The following is a 16,245-nucleotide window of genomic DNA, read 5'->3' as shown; positions in this document are numbered from 1 at the left end:
GATCGGTCGCAAAAAAGTTCCCGATGGCCGGGAACCTTCCATCAGATCCCTTATTGGTAACATTCGGCCGGTCCCAATAGTTACCGCTCATTTTTTCTGTCTTGATTAGATCGCAACCTATCCGTCTTATGCGTCCGATGGTCCGGAACTATCTAAAGCCGGCCAGCGTGCAGGGGAATTTTATGAGCGATTTTGGTCCCGCTCCTCGTGGTCGTGGCGAACCCCGCCGTAATAAACAAAACGGCAAGAGCGATCCCGCCCAGGACCTGTTGCAGTCGCTCCAGGCGATGCGGGCCGGTGACTTCACCGTGCGGATGCGCGGCGATTATCTCGGGATCGACGGCAAGATCGCGGACGCCTTCAACGAGATCGCCGCAGCGAACGAGCGCATGGCCCAGCAGCTCGAGCGCGTCGGCCAGGTCGTCGGCCGGGAGGGACAGACCCGCCAACGCGTGAATCTCGGCCTTTCAAGTGGCTCTTGGGCGGACATGGAAGGCTCGATCAACACGCTGATCGACGACCTCTTGTGGCCGACCCGGGAAGTGACGCGCGCGGTTGCGGCGGTCGCACAGGGCGACCTGCTGCAGACCGTGCAGCTCGACGTCGAGGGGCGGCCGCTGCGCGGCGAATTCCTGCAGTCGGCGAACATCGTCAACACGATGATCAAGCAGCTCGGCGTGTTCACGTCGGAAGTGACACGCGTGGCGCGTGAAGTCGGCGTCGAGGGCCGGCTTGGCGGGCAGGCCCAGGTGCCGGAGGTGACCGGTGTCTGGAAAGACCTGACGGAGAGCGTCAACTCGATGGCCAACAACCTGACCGGTCAGGTTCGCAACATCGCGGAGGTGACGATCGCGGTCGCCAATGGCGACCTGTCGAAAAAGATCACGGTCGACGTCCGCGGCGAGATCTTGCAGTTGAAGGAAGCGATCAACACCATGGTCGACCAATTGCGCTCGTTCGCGTCCGAAGTGACGCGCGTCGCGCGCGAGGTGGGTACCGACGGCAAGCTTGGCGGCCAGGCGATTGTGCCCGGTGTGGCCGGCACCTGGAAGGACCTGACCGATTCCGTTAACGCGATGTGCGGCAATTTGACCGCGCAGGTGCGCAATATCGCCAACGTGACGACCGCGGTCGCGCGCGGCGACCTGTCGCGTAAAATCACCGTCGACGTGCGCGGCGAAATCTTGGAGCTGAAGGACACCATCAACACCATGGTGGACCAGCTCAACGCCTTCGCGGGCGAAGTGACGCGCGTTGCGCGCGAGGTCGGCACCGAAGGCAAGCTCGGCGGCCAGGCCCAGGTGCCCGGCGTCGGCGGCATCTGGAAGGACCTGACTGATAACGTCAACTTCATGGCGTCCAACCTGACGGCCCAGGTCCGCAACATCGCCGACGTCGCCACCGCGATCGCCGGCGGCGACCTTTCCAAGAAGATCACGGTGAATGTGTCAGGCGAGATCCTTCAATTGAAGGAGACGCTGAACACCATGGTGGACCAGCTCAACGCCTTCGCGTCCGAAGTCACGCGCGTGGCGCGCGAAGTGGGCACCGAAGGCAAGCTCGGCGGCCAGGCTAACGTGCTCGGCGTTGCCGGCACCTGGAAGGACCTGACTGATAACGTGAACTTCATGGCGTCCAACCTGACCGCCCAGGTCCGCAACATCGCGGAAGTGACGACGGCCGTGGCCAATGGCGACCTCTCGAAGAAGATCACGGTCGACGTGCGCGGCGAAATCCTGGAGCTGAAGGACACCATCAACACGATGGTTGACCAGCTCAACGCCTTCGCCGGCGAAGTCACGCGCGTGGCGCGCGAGGTCGGTACCGAAGGCAAGCTCGGCGGCCAGGCGCTGGTGCGCGGCGTCGCCGGCACCTGGAAGGATCTGACCGACAGCGTCAACTCGATGGCATCGAACCTGACCGGCCAGGTTCGCAACATCGCGGAAGTCGCAACCGCGGTGGCGAAGGGCGACCTGTCGAAGAAGATCACGGTGAACGTGTCAGGCGAAATCCTTCAATTGAAGGAGACGCTGAACACCATGGTGGACCAGCTCAACGCCTTCGCGGGCGAAGTGACGCGCGTGGCGCGCGAAGTGGGTACCGACGGCAAGCTCGGCGGCCAGGCGGAAGTGCCCGGCGTCGCCGGCACCTGGAAGGATCTGACCGACTCCGTGAACTCGATGGCGGGCAATCTGACCGCCCAGGTGCGCAACATCGCCGAGGTCGCGACCGCGATCGCCGGCGGTGACCTGTCGCGCAAGATCACGGTGGACGTGCGCGGCGAGATCCTGCAGCTCAAGGAAACGCTGAACACGATGGTCGACCAGCTCAACCGCTTTGCGGGCGAGGTGACGCGCGTGGCCCGCGAGGTCGGCACCGAAGGGCGTCTCGGCGGCCAGGCAAACGTGCCCGGCGTTGCCGGCACCTGGAAGGACCTCACCGACAGCGTCAACTCGATGGCCGGCAATTTGACCGCCCAGGTCCGCAACATCGCGGAAGTCACGACCGCCGTGGCGCGCGGCGACCTGTCGCGCAAGATCACGGTCGACGTGAAGGGCGAAATCCTGGAGCTGAAGAACACCATCAACACGATGGTGGACCAGCTCAACGCCTTCGCCTCCGAAGTGACGCGCGTGGCGCGTGAGGTCGGCACCGAAGGCAAGCTCGGCGGCCAGGCCGAAGTGCCCGAGGTCGCCGGCACCTGGAAGGACTTGACCGACAACGTCAACTTCATGGCGTCGAACCTGACGGCCCAGGTACGCAACATCGCGGAAGTCGCGACCGCGATCGCCGGCGGCGACTTGTCGAAGAAGATCACCGTGGACGTCCGCGGCGAGATTCTGCTGCTCAAGGAAACGCTGAACACGATGGTCGAGCAGCTCCGCTCCTTCGCGGCGGAAGTGACGCGCGTGGCGCGCGAGGTCGGCACCGAGGGCAGGCTGGGCGGCCAGGCCGTGGTGCCCGGCGTGGCCGGCACCTGGAAGGACCTCACCGATAACGTCAACCTGCTGGCGGCCAACCTCACCACGCAGGTGCGCAACATCGCGGAAGTCACGACCGCGGTGGCGCGCGGCGACCTGTCGCGCAAGATCACCGTCGACGTGAAGGGCGAAATCCTCGAGCTGAAGAACACCATCAACACCATGGTGGACCAGCTCAATGCGTTTGCGGGCGAAGTGACGCGCGTGGCGCGCGAGGTCGGCACCGAGGGGAAGCTCGGCGGCCAGGCCGAGGTGCGCGGCGTCGCCGGCACCTGGAAGGATCTGACCGATACCGTGAACGTGATGGCCGCCAACCTGACCGAGCAGGTGCGCGGCATCGTCAAGGTCGTGACCGCGGTGGCCAATGGCGATCTGAAGCAGAACCTGACCGTGAAGTCGAAAGGCGAGGTGGCCGCGCTCGCCGACACCATCAACAACATGACCGAGACCCTGGCCACATTCGCCGATCAGGTCACGACCGTGGCGCGCGAAGTCGGCGTCGAGGGCCGGCTCGGCGGCCAGGCCAATGTGCCCGGCGCCGCCGGCACGTGGAAGGATCTGACCGGCAACGTCAACCTGCTGGCCGCCAACCTGACTTCGCAGGTCCGCGCTATCGCGGAGGTCGCGACCGCGGTGACAAAAGGCGACCTGACCCGCACCATTCAGGTCGATGTCCGCGGCGAGGTGGCCGAACTCAAGGACAACATCAACACCATGATCGGCAACCTCCGTCTGACCACGGATCGGAACACCGAGCAGGACTGGCTGAAGACCAATCTCGCCAGATTCACCAACATGCTGCAGGGCCAGCGCGATCTGTCGACCGTGGGGCGGCTGCTGCTGGCCGAATTGGCGCCCGTGATCAACGCGCATATGGGCGTGATCTACCAGGTCGAGAGCGCCGAGATTCCGCAACTGCGCCTGTTGTCCGCCTATGCCGACGACGGCGCCAATCCGCATCCATCATTCGTGCGCATGGGCGAGGGGCTAATTGGCCAATGCGCACTGGACAAGCGGCAGCGGCTGCTTTCGGACATTCCGGCCGACGTGGTGCCGGTCAATTCGGCGCTAATGCGCGTGCTGCCGAAGAACGTGGTGGCATTCCCGGTCCTGTTCGAGAACCAGGTCAAGGCCGTGATCGAGCTGTCCTCGCTCGCGTCGTTCACCGCCTCGCAGATCACCTTTGTGGAGCAATTGACCGACAGCGTCGGCATCCTGCTCAACAGCATCGAGGCAACGATGCAGACCGAAGGCCTGCTGAAGCAGTCGCAACAGCTCGCGGGCGAGCTTCAGGCCCAGCAGCGGGAATTGCAGCAGACCAATGAGCAGCTCGAACTGAAGGCGCAACAGCTCGCCGAACGCAACGTCGAGGTCGAACGCAAGAACCAGGAAATCGAGCAGGCACGCCGCGCGCTGGAAGAAAAGGCGAGCGAGCTTGCGCTGACCTCGAAATACAAGTCGGAATTCCTGGCCAACATGTCGCACGAGCTGCGCACACCGTTGAACAGCATCCTGATCCTCGGCCAGCAGCTCTCGGATAATCCCGAAGGCAATCTTGCGCCCAAACAGGTTGAATTCGCCCGCACCATCCACGGCGCCGGCACCGACCTGCTCAACCTGATCAGCGACATCCTCGACCTCTCGAAGATCGAGTCCGGTACCGTGACCGTGGACGCCGAGGAAATCCTGACATCGAGCCTGCTCGAAACCGTCGGCCGGCCGTTCCGCCACGAGGCGGAAAACCGTCATCTGTCGTTTCGCATCGAGGTCGACGAGACGCTTTCCCGTAGCATGGTCACCGACTCCAAGCGCCTGCAGCAGGTGCTGAAGAACCTGTTGTCCAACGCCTTCAAGTTCACCGCCGAGGGCGGCGTCAAGCTGACCGTCTCGGCCGCGGTCGGCGGCTGGAGCGCCGAGCATCCAATTCTCAACACCGCACCCGCAGTCGTCGCCTTCGAGGTGAGCGATACCGGCATCGGCATCCCCCTGGACAAGCAGAAGCTGATCTTCGAAGCGTTCCAGCAGGCGGACGCAGGCACCAGCCGCAAATATGGCGGCACCGGCCTCGGCCTTGCGATCAGCCGCGAACTTGCGAGCCTGCTCGGCGGCGAGATCCATCTGCGAAGTGCGCCCGGCAGAGGCAGTACCTTCACGCTCTATCTGCCGCTGAAATATTCCGGCCCGAGCGTTGCGCTTCGCGTGCCGCCCGCGCTGCCCTTATCGCAGGGCGGTGCGCCGGCATTGCAAGCGCCCGCAGCGCAGGAGCGCGTGGCGGAAGTGCCGGATGACCGGCTTAATCTCGAGCCTGGAGACAGAATCCTCCTGATCGTCGAAGACGACCCGCATTACGCGCGGGTCCTGGTCGATCTCGCACGGGACAAGGGTTTCAAGGTCCTGGTCGCTAACCGCGGCGCCGAGGCATTGGACCTCGCCAAGCAGTTCCAGCCGACCGCGGTTTCGCTCGATGTGTTCCTGCCCGACATGCTCGGCTGGACCGTGCTGAGCCAGCTCAAGCACAATCCGCTGACCCGGCACATTCCGGTGCAGGTCATCACGCTCGACGAGGACCGACAGCATGCGCTGGCGCGCGGCGCCTTCTCCTTCGTCAACAAGCCCACGACGACCGAGGGCGTCAGCGCGGCGCTCGCCCAGATCAAGGAATATGCAAGGCCGCGACGCAAGCGGCTCCTGATCGTGGAAGACAATCCGGCCGAACGGCTCAGCATCAAAGAACTGTTGGATCACAAGGACGTCGAGATCGTCACCACCGGTACCGGAGCCGGGGCGCTCGCTACCTTGCGAAGCATCCCTTGCGACTGCGTCGTACTCGATCTGCGGCTGCCTGATATGAGCGGCTTTGAGGTGCTCGACGAAATCCGCAAGGACGAGAACCTGTCCAATGTTCCGATCGTGGTCTTCACCGGACGGGAACTCTCGGCCGAGGAGGATGCCGAACTTCATACGATGGCGCGCAGCATTGTCGTAAAAGGCGTCGAATCACCGGAGCGTCTGCTCGACGAAACGTCACTGTTCTTGCACCGTGTCATCACGGAATTGCCGATTGAAAAGCAAAGGATGCTAGAGAAACTTAACAGTTCCGATGAGGATCTGATTGGCAAGACGGCGCTTCTCGTCGACGACGACGCGCGGAACATCTTCGCGCTTTCCAGCGTGCTCGAACGGCGCGGTATGAGGGTACTGACGGCTACAACGGGCCACGAGGCGATCGCGCTGGTCGAATCCAATCCCAAGATTGCCATCGTCCTGATGGACATCATGATGCCGCAGATGGACGGCTATCAGACCATCGGTGTGATCAGGCAGAATGCGGCGCTTGCCCGTCTTCCCATCATCGCACTGACCGCGAAGGCGATGAAGGGCGACCGCGAGAAATGCCTGGAAGCGGGCGCGTCGGATTATCTGGCCAAGCCGGTGAATACCGAGCAATTGCTGCTCGCCATCCGCATGTGGCTACATCGCTGAAGCGGCATGAAGATGATGGACCATGAAAAGGTAAACATTCTTCTGGTGGATGACCAGCCGGCGAAGCTGCTGGCCTATGAAGTGATCCTGAAGGAGCTCGGCGAGAATCTGGTGGTGGCCGCGTCGGGGCGGGAAGCGCTCGAGTTTCTGCTCAAGAACGAAGTCGCGGTCATCCTGGTCGACGTCTGCATGCCCGAGCTCGATGGTTTCGAGCTCGCGGCCATGATCCGCGAGCATCCGCGCTTCCAGAAGACCGCAATGATTTTCATCTCGGCGATCCAGGTCAGCGATATCGATCGGCTGCGCGGCTACGAGATGGGCGCAGTCGACTACGTTCCGGTGCCGGTGGTGCCGGAAGTGCTGCGCGCGAAGATCCGCGTCTTCGCCGAGCTCTACCGCAAGACCCGGCAGTTGGAGCGGCTCAATTCCGAACTTGAGGACCGCGTCCGCGCGCGCACCGCGGAGCTCGAGCAATCAACCGCGCGGCTGGTCGAAAGCGAACAGCGCCGCAGCATGGCGATTGCCGCCGGCAAGATGGGCTCCTGGGACTGGGATTGGGTCAACGGTGACTGGATGTGGGACGATGGCCAGTACAAGATCTTCGGCGTTGATGCCAAGAGCTTCGAGCTGACTTCCGCCAACATTCAAGCGCTGTTTCATCCCGAGGATTTCAACGGCTTGCGCGAGGCCTGGACCGAATTCGCGAAGGGCGTGAAATCATACGAGGCTGAATTCCGCGTCGTCCGCCCCGACGGGGAGGTGCGCTGGTGCGTCGGCACGGCGGCAGCGACGACCGACAAGAACGGCCGGGTCGTGCGGGTCAGCGGCGTCACCGTCGACATCACCGACCGCAAGCGCGCCGAAGAACGGCAGAGCCTGCTCACGCGAGAAGTCGATCATCGCGCCAAGAACGCTCTCGCGCTGGCGCAGTCGATCGTACGGTTGACGCGCGCGCAGAATGTCAACGCCTATGTGCAGGCGGTCGAGGGCCGGATCACGGCGCTCGCGCGGGTTCACACTGTGCTGTCGCTGTCGAGCTGGCAGGGCGCGGAAATCCGGCGACTGGTGGCCGAAGAAGTAGCGCCGTATTCGGAAGCCGGACAAATCCAGTATGAGGGTGCGGAGGTCCAGCTCGAGCCTGCCACGGCGCAAACGCTGGCGCTGGCGCTGCACGAGCTCGTCACCAACTCCGCGAAGTATGGCAGCCTCTCCTCGCTGTCGGGCCGACTCGCCATCACCTGGGAAGTGCAGAGCGACAGGCTGATCCTGGCGTGGGTTGAAACAGGCGGACCGCGAGTAACAAAGCCGACCTCCAAGGGATTCGGCACGAGGAGCGTGATCGCCAGCATCGAGACCCAGCTTGGCGGCAATGCCGATTTCGATTGGCGCCCTGAAGGCCTGGTCTGTCGCCTAACGGTGCCGCTGCAGGGAAAGCCGCGCACGGAGGCCGCTCCATATCGAGATATGAATGCGCCAGGACCGGAGCCGGCGCTCAGTTCGCGCACCGCATAGCCACGACGGATCAGGCGTCGGAAACCGCGATTAGGAACGTTCTCGTCACTGGCCGATTAGTTTCATCGACATCTTAAGGATGGCTTGCGATGAAACTGACACGCATTGCATTGGCTTTTGGATTCACGCTGTGCTCCGCGCTCGCACTGGCGCAAACGGACGGCGCACCGAGCGGGCGCGGATCGACCACGGGAGACCCGGCCGCGAGCTCCGCCACGCCAGGCTCTGCGGCGACAATCGGCAGTGCAACGAGACCGAGCCGGAGCGGTAGCGGGACATCGACTTCAGGCGGGCGGGACGACAATGGCGACGCGGGCAAGGACAAAATGCCCGAGAGCAACATGACCGTTCGCCCGAACGATCCCGACAAGAAGTAATCACGAAGACGTTTGCAGCGGAGAGGAAGATGGGACTTGCGCAATACGCCATCGTGCCAATTCGCGACCAATGGGGAGTGCTGCACGACGGCGTTGTGAACGGTGAATATGCGACCAAGGAATCCGCGTTCGAATCGGCCGTCGCTGCTGCATCTTTGGCGATTCGGCAGGGCCATGAAGTGCATGTGAGCGTGCCGGCGCGGGAGCAGGGCGAAGCCGCCATGCAGTCCAAGCCTTAGCTGCGGAGGAGCGACGGGTTGCCAAGAGAGGCCGTTGGGGCTGTTTTTCGAGTGATTCGTTCCTGCCTAGCCGCTTATTTTGTTCGCGCGAAGTAACCTGAGTTAGCGACGATAGGTTGTTGGAAGCGCGATTCTATACTCACTTGCGAAGCGGGAGACTTCCATGACGGCAAAGCGCAATCGAAGAAAGAACAGCGTGCCGTTCGACGAGCGGCTCCAGAGGGCGGCAGACGAGGCACGCGCGGCAGCCGAGCAGTTGCCGCAAGGTGAAGCGCGTGACGCACTGCTGAAGAAGGCAAGGCAAGCGGAAACCGCCGCTCATCTGAACGAGTGGCTGACCTCGCCCGGCCTGCAATCGCCGCGCTGAGATGACGATGGATCGCAAGGCTGCCTGTCTGGCGCAGGCCGATGCCTGCCGGGCGAGGGCGCAAGCCGATCCAGCGAATAGCGATCACTGGATCGAAGAGTCGATCAAATGGCTTGAGCGAGCCATCGGTCCAACGGGCGGCCTCTCGATGACTTTCGAGACGAACGACGAGCAGGTCACGGCAGACGGAGCCGTCTCCCGGATCGCGAATTCAATATAAGCCATTCGCGAACAGGTGCTGGCGCCAGCGGCGCTCAGGAAACCCGGCAAGCACAGGGACGCGGTCGGCGGTCCGCCGCACATGATTGGGGCTCTTCATCCCAACAGATATCTCAGCATCCCCGTGAGCAGCGCCGCGCTGACGATCGCCAATGTCGCGCAAAGCAGGTCAAGGTTGAGGCTGACTTTGTCGTGTTGATGCTCGTGCATCGCTATAGCTGTGCATGTTGGGCGCTGGGACGAGAAATCTCGCTCAGCGCCACGCCCGCGCTGTGACCGTCCTTGGCCTGCGCAATATCGCCGAGCGCAATAATGCCGACCAACCGCTTTTCGCGATTGAGTACGGGCATGCGACGGACCTGAATCTCGCCCATAGTTGCCATGACCTCGTCGAGATCCTGATCTTCGAAGCAGTACTTCACCTCGGCAGTCATGACGTCCCGGATCCGCGCCTCCGGTCCGCGGCCCATGCCGACGCCGCGAACAGCGATATCGCGGTCGGACACCATGCCGACGAGGCGGTCATTCTCGGTGACCGGCAGCAGTCCGACGCCAAGCGCGCCCATTGCCTCTGCCGCATCCTTCAAGCTGTCTTCGGGAGTACAGAGCTGAACGTCGGGGGTCATCGCATCGCAAACTCTCATGGCAGACCTCGCTGTCGTCGTTTACCGCCTAACCGATGTTGCGGACCGGCGTTCCTTCGGGCCGCAGGATTTTCAAGGCGCGACGGGACGGCGGCTACGACCGGGAACCAAGTCGGGTTGTCGTGCGTAGTCTCGGGTGAGACGATGCCAGGCGGGAGCGAAAAATGCCGCTCTACCATTTCGATCTCGTCAACACCAAGACGGTTGCCGATCAAGGCGGCGCGGAACTCGCTGACGATATCGCCGCGATGGATTCGGCCGACAACATCGCGCGGCGCCTGCTCGGCGAACACCCGAACCTGAAGAACCGGCACTACTCGATCCTCGTCACCAACGAAGACGGCGACGAGATTTGCCGATTGCCGCTGGACATCATCCACTAGGTAAGGCGCGCCGCGCCTATGACCGACCTCATCGCGAGATCAACGACAACTCGATGGTGCGTGCGCGCTTGTATTGCTGAAAGGCGGAAATGGCGCGATTCGACAGCACAAGCCTGTTGTGCTGGCCCTGGCTGATCATGAAGGCGACTTTCTCGATCAGGAAGTGGTGTGCTTCCACCGGATCATCGATTTCGCCAGCCCGCCTGAGATAGTCCCACGCGATCTGTACCGCGCTCTCCAGCAGCACGGGGAAGGACTCGTCCTTGAACCATGCCGACATGTCGGTTCCTCGAATCTTCCTGGGGAACCCGGTTTGGCGTGTTTGGTTCCTAAGTCTTCTCGCGATCTATTGAACATGGATGGCGAAACGCACGAACTTGCGTCCACGGCGGTAGGAACCGGTTCGGGCGGCGCCGGGTTGAGCCGACAAGTCAATCCAAGGAGATACCGATGAAGAAGATCATTCTGGCCTCTGCATGCGTTCTGGCATTGTCTGCCGGCGGCGCACTCGCGCAGCAGCCCGCGCCGGGTGCGTCCAGCCAGGGCAATGTCGGGCCTGGCGCGACGCCGCATACGAGTACGCACCCCAGCAAGAAAGGCATGACGACCGGCGCTGGCGGCGGCTCGAGCCGCGCGGCCCATCCTTCCAGCCAAGGTCCCGGCACCAGCGGCAACAAGGGCAAGCAATCGGGCGGCCAATATTAGATCGATGCGATGAAGAAAATGCCGGCCATGAGCCGGCATTTTTTCTCAGCCGGGGCTCTACGCGGTTGGCGTGGTTCCTACTTTCTCCCTTCGATCAATTGTCGCAGCGTAGCTGCGTCGGCGGGCGCGGCGCTCTTCTGGTCGTTGTCGAAATAGACGTAGACGTCGCAGCCCTGCTTCTTCCAGGAGCGGATGCGCTTGGCCCACTCGGCCAAGGTCGCGCTGCGATAATGACCCTTGTATCGGCCGCCAGGGCCGTGGCCTCTGACGTAGACGAAATCGGCGGTGCGCTTCCACGGCGCTGGCGCGTCATGATGGTCCGAAATGCAGAGCGAGATGTTCGCATCGGCCAGCAGCCGCATGACATTCGGGGCGTACCAGCTCGGGTGCCGGAATTCGAAGCTGTAGCGGCGCTTCCTCGACAGCAGCTTGAGGAAGGAGGCGAGGCGATCCGGCTTGGCCTCAAACTGCGGCGGCAGTTGAAACAGGATGGGACCGACCTTGTTGCCCAGTAGCGACAGGCGATCTTCGAGCAACTCGAGGCTGTTCACGGAATTCTCCGACAGACGCTTCCAATGCGTGATGAACTTGGACGCCTTCCAGGCGAAGACAAAATCCTGATCCGTCTGCTCGCGCCAGCCCTTCACCGCCTCCGGCGTCGGCGTGCGATAGAACACGCCGTTCAATTCTGTGGTCGGAAATTGGCTTGCGTAGTAGCGAAGCTGATTCTTGAGCGGCAGGCCCTTCGGGAAGAACGGCCCGCGCCAAGATTCGTAATGCCAGCCGGATGTCCCGATCAGAATGCGCGCCATTGTGTCCGAGCGAACCGTCACTTCTTTCCCGGCAAGACGCTCTCCAGGGGAGCGCAACGAACCACTGAAAACAGTTGGTCCGCGAGAGGGTTCCAACAGGCAACGGTGCCCGATGAACGGCTTGCTGGGAACCATGCTCTGACCGCGCGGTTAGCCAGATCGATTGCCAATCATCTTCGCTTGAGGTGCTGCCGTGGATGCCACGACCCGAGAGCGTAGGCCGTCCGCGGAAGAAACACGGCCTCCGGAACGCTCCCCCGAGCAGAAGCCTGAACTCAGGGACGTCAGCGAAACGCGGGACAGTCCGCCAACGGCGCCTGACAAGCCATCGATGCTCGATCGGTTCCGCGAGCACTGGCTGTTGGCGATCGCGGGCGCCTGCGTTCTCCTGGCTGCGCTGATTGGCGGCGGCGTCTACTGGCTCGAGGTCCGTGATTACGAATCGACCGACGATGCTTTTGTCGCCGCCCGCAGCTTCTCGGTTGCTCCGAAGGTCGGCGGCTATCTTGTGGACGTGCCCGTCACGGATAACCAGCACGTCAATGCGGGCGATCTGCTCGCCCGTATCGACGATCGCGACTACAGGATCGCTGTCGACCAGGCCGAGGGGCAGGTTGCCGCCGCGCGGGCCAACATCGCCAATATCGAGGCCCAGATCACCAGCCAGCAGGCGCAGATCGATCAGGCGAGAGCGCAGCTCGCACAGGCCGAAGCGCAACTGCAATTCGCGCAGCAGGAGGCCGCGCGTGCCGACGATCTCCTGCAGAAGGGCGCGGGGACGCTGCAGCGTGAGCAACAGACCAAGTCCGACCTCGAAGCGCAGCAGGCCAATACTACCCGTGCGAGGACGGCGGTAACCGTCGCAGAGCTTGGGATCAAGCCGCTGCAGGCCCAACGCGAGAGCGCCAAGGCCTCGCTGCAGCAGGCGGAGGCGCAGCGCGATCAGGCCAGGCTCAATCTCCAATACACCAATGTCACAGCTGCCCAGTCCGGACGCGTCGTCAAGCTGAGCGGCGCCAAGGGGACGTATGCGACGGCCGGGCAGAGCATCATGATGTTCGTGCCCGACGAGGTCTGGATCGTGGCGAACTACAAGGAGACCCAGCTTCGCTATATGCGTCCGGGCCAACCCGTCGAGTTCAGGATCGACGCCTATCCGGATCGCAAGCTGACCGGACACGTCGACTCGGTGCAGCCGGGCTCGGGCACGGCGTTCAGCCTGCTGCCGGCAGAGAACGCCACCGGCAACTACGTCAAGGTCGTGCAGCGCGTGCCGGTGAAGATCGTGGTTGATCATTGGCCCGCCGACGTCCCCGTCGGCCCCGGCATGTCGGTCGTGCCCTGGACGAAAGTACAATGACGGACACGACCCAGGCCGGCGGCTGGTCGCCGGAGCGCTCGGCGGCCGGCGGGCACAATCCTTACCTGATCGCCTTCGTCGTCTCGATCGCGACCTTCATGGAGGTGCTGGACACGACGATCGCCAACGTCGCGCTGCGACACATCGCGGGCGGGCTGGCCGTCGGGATCGACGAGAGCACCTACGTCATCACCAGCTATCTTGTCGCCAACGCGATCGTGCTGTCGATTTCGGGCTGGCTCGCCACCGTGATCGGGCGCAAGCGCTTCTATATGATCTGCGTGGCCACCTTCAGCGTGGCCTCGCTGCTGTGTGGATTTGCCTGGAGCCTGGAATCCCTGGTGCTGTTCCGTATCCTGCAAGGACTCGGTGGAGGAGGCATGGCGACCTCCGAGCAGGCGATCCTCGCCGACTCCTTTCCGCCGGCCAAGCGCGGGCAGGCCTTTGCGATCTACGGCGTCGCCGTAGTGGTGGCGCCGGTGATCGGGCCGACCCTCGGCGGCTGGATCACCGATACCTATTCCTGGCACTGGGTGTTTCTGATCAACGTGCCGATGGGATTGCTCTCGCTGTTCCTGGTGGGATCGCTGGTCAGCGAACCGTCGGGCGCTGAGGAAGAGCGGCGCGAACTGCTCCGCAATGGCATCCGCGTCGATTATGTCGGCTTCGCGCTGGTCGCGGTCGGACTCGGCTCGCTCGAATTCGTGCTCGACGAAGGCCAGCGCAACGACTGGTTCGGATCGAACATGATCCTTGGCTTCGCACTGATTTCGGCCTTCTGCCTGCTGGCGCTGATCCCCTGGGAGCTGACGCGCAAGGACCCGATCGTCGATCTTCGCCTGCTTGGCCGCCGGCAGTTCGCCGCCTGCTTCCTGGTGATGCTCGGCACCGGCGCGGTCTTGATTTCGACCACCCAGATCCTGCCGCAACTGCTGCAGGCCGAGCTGGACTATACCGCGATGCTCGCCGGCCTCGTGCTCTCCCCGGGTGGCATCTTCACCCTGCTGATGATGCCGATCGTCGGCAGGCTCGTGAGCATCGTGCAGCCGAAATACCTGATCATGGTTGGCGCGACGATCGTGATGCTCTCGATGTGGCATCTTACGGGGCTCACCGAGGACATGACCTATGGCTACGCGGCCTGGTCGCGCATCTTTCTCGGCATGGGCCTGCCGTTCCTGTTCCTGCCCGTGACGACCGCATCCTACGATGGCGTGCCGCCGGAGAAGACCAATCAAGCCTCGGCGCTGATCAACGTCGCACGCAACATCGGCGGTTCCATGGGAGTAGCGCTGGCGCAGACGGTGCTGGCGCAGCGCCAGCAATTCCATCAGAGCCGGCTGGTCGAACACGCCGCGCCGTCCGACATCGGTTACCAGCAGACCATCGATGCGATGACGCGCTATTTCCAGGCGCAGGGCTCCAATGCCACCGACGCGGCCTCGCAGGCGATCGCCTGGGTCGGCCAGACGTTGCAGCGCCAGATCGACTTCCTCGCCTATATCGATGTGTTCTGGACGCTCGCGGTCATCGGCGCCCTGATGATCCCGCTCGCGCTGAGCATGCGCTCGATCGAGCTCAACGCGCCGGCAAGAGGGCATTGATGGCCAAATCGTCGCAACCACAGACGCGATTGTGAAATGAGCCTGCAAAGGTTCCACGCTATGGATGCGTGTTCGCGAGATCGTCGTCTCGCGTGAGGATGTGAAATGCCCTGGAAGCCAATTGCAGTAGGCGTTCCGATTGCGACCTTGCTCGTATTGATGATCCCGGCTGCTGCAAGCGCACAGCAGGCCGTACTCAAGGGACAGGAAGCCTTTGGCGATTGGCGGCGCGACAAGCCCGGCACCTTGCGTCTGATCACGCCGCAGGATCTGCCCAAACCTGGCGCGACGCCATCGAGCGCGAACATGTCGCGGGTCGCGCCGCGAACGGCCTCGGCAATTCCCCAAGTGCCGCCGGGGTTTCAAGGCCGACCTGTTCGCCGACGGCTTGAACGGGCCGCGCATCATCAAGACCGCGCCGAACGGCGACATCTTCGTCGCTGAGACGCGCGCCGGGCGCATCCGTCTGTTGCGTGCCGCCGATGGTGCGACCAAACCCACGATCAACGAAGTCTACGCTACCGGCCTCGATCGTCCGTTCGGCATCGCCTTCTTTCCGAGTGGCGACAACCCGCAATGGCTCTATGTCGCCAACACCGGAAGCGTGGTCCGCTTTGCCTATCGCAATGGCGACCTCAAGGCTTCCGGAAAGCCGGAGACAGTCGTCGCCAAGCTGCCGCACGGCTGGGGCCATTCGACTCGCGACATTGTCTTTACGCCCGACAATAAGCGGATGCTGGTCTCGGTCGGCTCGGCAGGCAATTCGGGGGAGGGCATGGGTGCCCCACCGGGTGGCTTGGAAGCCTGGAAGCGCGAGCGCCCGCTCGGCGCCGCCTGGGGCAACGAGACCGACCGCGCGGCGGTGCTTGCCTTCGATCCTGACGGCAAGAACCAGCGCACCTTTGCCACCGGTATCCGGAACTGCGTCGGGCTTGCGATCCAGCCGCAAACGGGCGTGCCCTGGTGCTCGACCAATGAGCGCGATGGTCTCGGCGACAACCTCGTGCCCGACTATGTGACCCGCGTCCGCGAGAACGCGTTCTATGGCTGGCCGTGGTTCTACATCGGTGCCAATCAGGATCCGCGGCACGCCGGCGCGCGGCCTGAGCTGAAGGACAAGGTGACGGTCCCCGACGTGCTGCTGCAGGCGCATTCGGCTTCGCTTGGCCTCACGTTCTATGATGGCCAGAATTTTCCCGCCGAGTATCGCGGCGACATCTTCGCGGCCCTGCACGGCTCGTGGAACCGATCGAAGCGCACGGGCTACAAGGTGATCCGCATCCGGTTGCGGGACGGCGTGCCGACGGGCGAATACGAGGACTTCGCGACCGGCTTCGTCATCAACGATTCCGAAGTCTGGGGACGCCCGGTCGGCGTCGCCGTGGCACGCGACGGCGCGCTGCTCATAACCGAGGACGCCAACGGCACGATCTGGCGGATCAGCCGTTAAAGCGTGATGACTTTTCTTCGAATCGTCATCCCGCTTTAGGCCGTGTGGACAGTTACCTTATCCAGAGCAGAGTGGCGGCAATGGCGACGACGGCGAAGTAGTTTCGCGC

Annotated in this window: 13 protein-coding genes and 1 pseudogene; 11 read left to right on the top strand and 3 right to left on the bottom strand. The window is 63.1% G+C overall.

All coding sequences use genetic code 11. The annotated features are described in order from the left end of the window. The first annotated feature begins 182 nt into the window (after positions 1–182). The 6 genes from AAFX91_RS13185 to AAFX91_RS13160 all read left to right on the top strand — a co-directional run bounded on the left by AAFX91_RS13185 (position 183) and on the right by AAFX91_RS13160 (position 9,179). Entirely contained in the window at positions 183–6,464 is a 6,282-nt protein-coding gene (locus AAFX91_RS13185) for a HAMP domain-containing protein (RefSeq protein ID WP_394566781.1), read from the top strand. Positions 6,465–6,479: 15 nt separating this feature from the next. Continuing rightward, positions 6,480–7,976 (top strand): sensor histidine kinase, encoded by a 1,497-nt coding sequence (locus tag AAFX91_RS13180; protein WP_130578234.1) that lies wholly within the window; start codon positions 6,480–6,482, stop codon positions 7,974–7,976. An 89-nt stretch (positions 7,977–8,065) separates the two neighbouring features. Further along, on the top strand, positions 8,066–8,353 hold the full coding sequence (locus AAFX91_RS13175) for a hypothetical protein (protein ID WP_130578224.1): 288 nt from the start codon (positions 8,066–8,068) through the stop codon (positions 8,351–8,353). Positions 8,354–8,382: 29 nt separating this feature from the next. Further along, a complete protein-coding gene (locus AAFX91_RS13170) occupies positions 8,383–8,592 on the top strand; it encodes a hypothetical protein (RefSeq protein ID WP_028166427.1) in 210 nt (69 codons plus the stop codon). Positions 8,593–8,755: 163 nt separating this feature from the next. Continuing rightward, positions 8,756–8,959: a hypothetical protein gene (locus tag AAFX91_RS13165; RefSeq protein ID WP_028166426.1), complete on the top strand. Its 204-nt coding sequence runs from the start codon at positions 8,756–8,758 to the stop codon at positions 8,957–8,959. Position 8,960: 1 nt separating this feature from the next. Continuing rightward, entirely contained in the window at positions 8,961–9,179 is a 219-nt protein-coding gene (locus AAFX91_RS13160) for a hypothetical protein (RefSeq protein ID WP_394566779.1), read from the top strand. A gap of 211 nt (positions 9,180–9,390) precedes the next feature. Here the strand turns inward: AAFX91_RS13160 and AAFX91_RS13155 are convergent, their stop codons facing one another. Then, positions 9,391–9,822 (bottom strand): CBS domain-containing protein, encoded by a 432-nt coding sequence (locus tag AAFX91_RS13155; RefSeq protein WP_130578225.1) that lies wholly within the window; start codon positions 9,820–9,822, stop codon positions 9,391–9,393. 164 nt (positions 9,823–9,986) lie between these two features. On the opposite strand from AAFX91_RS13155, the gene AAFX91_RS13150 reads away from it, so the two are divergent. Further along, on the top strand, positions 9,987–10,205 hold the full coding sequence (locus AAFX91_RS13150) for a DUF6894 family protein (RefSeq protein ID WP_130578226.1): 219 nt from the start codon (positions 9,987–9,989) through the stop codon (positions 10,203–10,205). A 28-nt stretch (positions 10,206–10,233) separates the two neighbouring features. On the opposite strand, the gene AAFX91_RS13145 is transcribed toward AAFX91_RS13150, so the two are convergent. Further along, positions 10,234–10,485, bottom strand: a complete 252-nt coding sequence (locus tag AAFX91_RS13145; RefSeq protein WP_035691250.1) for a hypothetical protein — start codon at positions 10,483–10,485, stop codon at positions 10,234–10,236. 170 nt (positions 10,486–10,655) lie between these two features. On the opposite strand from AAFX91_RS13145, the gene AAFX91_RS13140 reads away from it, so the two are divergent. Beyond that, entirely contained in the window at positions 10,656–10,910 is a 255-nt protein-coding gene (locus tag AAFX91_RS13140) for a hypothetical protein (protein WP_394566777.1), read from the top strand. A gap of 77 nt (positions 10,911–10,987) precedes the next feature. Here the strand turns inward: AAFX91_RS13140 and AAFX91_RS13135 are convergent, their stop codons facing one another. Then, entirely contained in the window at positions 10,988–11,722 is a 735-nt protein-coding gene (locus AAFX91_RS13135) for a DUF72 domain-containing protein (RefSeq protein ID WP_130578228.1), read from the bottom strand. Between the two features lie 193 nt (positions 11,723–11,915). Here AAFX91_RS13135 and AAFX91_RS13130 point away from each other — a divergent pair, with 193 nt between their 5' ends. From AAFX91_RS13130 to AAFX91_RS13120, 3 genes and pseudogenes are all read left to right on the top strand, one after another. Then, positions 11,916–13,082 carry an HlyD family secretion protein gene (locus AAFX91_RS13130; protein WP_394566776.1) on the top strand — a complete coding sequence of 389 codons (1,167 nt, stop codon included), beginning with the start codon at positions 11,916–11,918 and terminating at the stop codon, positions 13,080–13,082. Continuing rightward, positions 13,079–14,686: a DHA2 family efflux MFS transporter permease subunit gene (locus AAFX91_RS13125; RefSeq protein ID WP_394566774.1), complete on the top strand. Its 1,608-nt coding sequence runs from the start codon at positions 13,079–13,081 to the stop codon at positions 14,684–14,686. The genes AAFX91_RS13130 and AAFX91_RS13125 overlap by 4 nt, the downstream gene beginning before the upstream one ends. Positions 14,687–14,845: 159 nt before the next feature. Next, positions 14,846–16,136: pseudogene (locus tag AAFX91_RS13120) on the top strand (PQQ-dependent sugar dehydrogenase). Positions 16,137–16,245: the final 109 nt, after the last annotated feature.

Origin of the sequence: Bradyrhizobium sp. 31Argb (assembly GCF_043638955.1) — a bacterium.
Taxonomy (GTDB): domain Bacteria; phylum Pseudomonadota; class Alphaproteobacteria; order Rhizobiales; family Xanthobacteraceae; genus Bradyrhizobium.
This window is presented reverse-complemented; position numbering and strand designations above follow the sequence as displayed.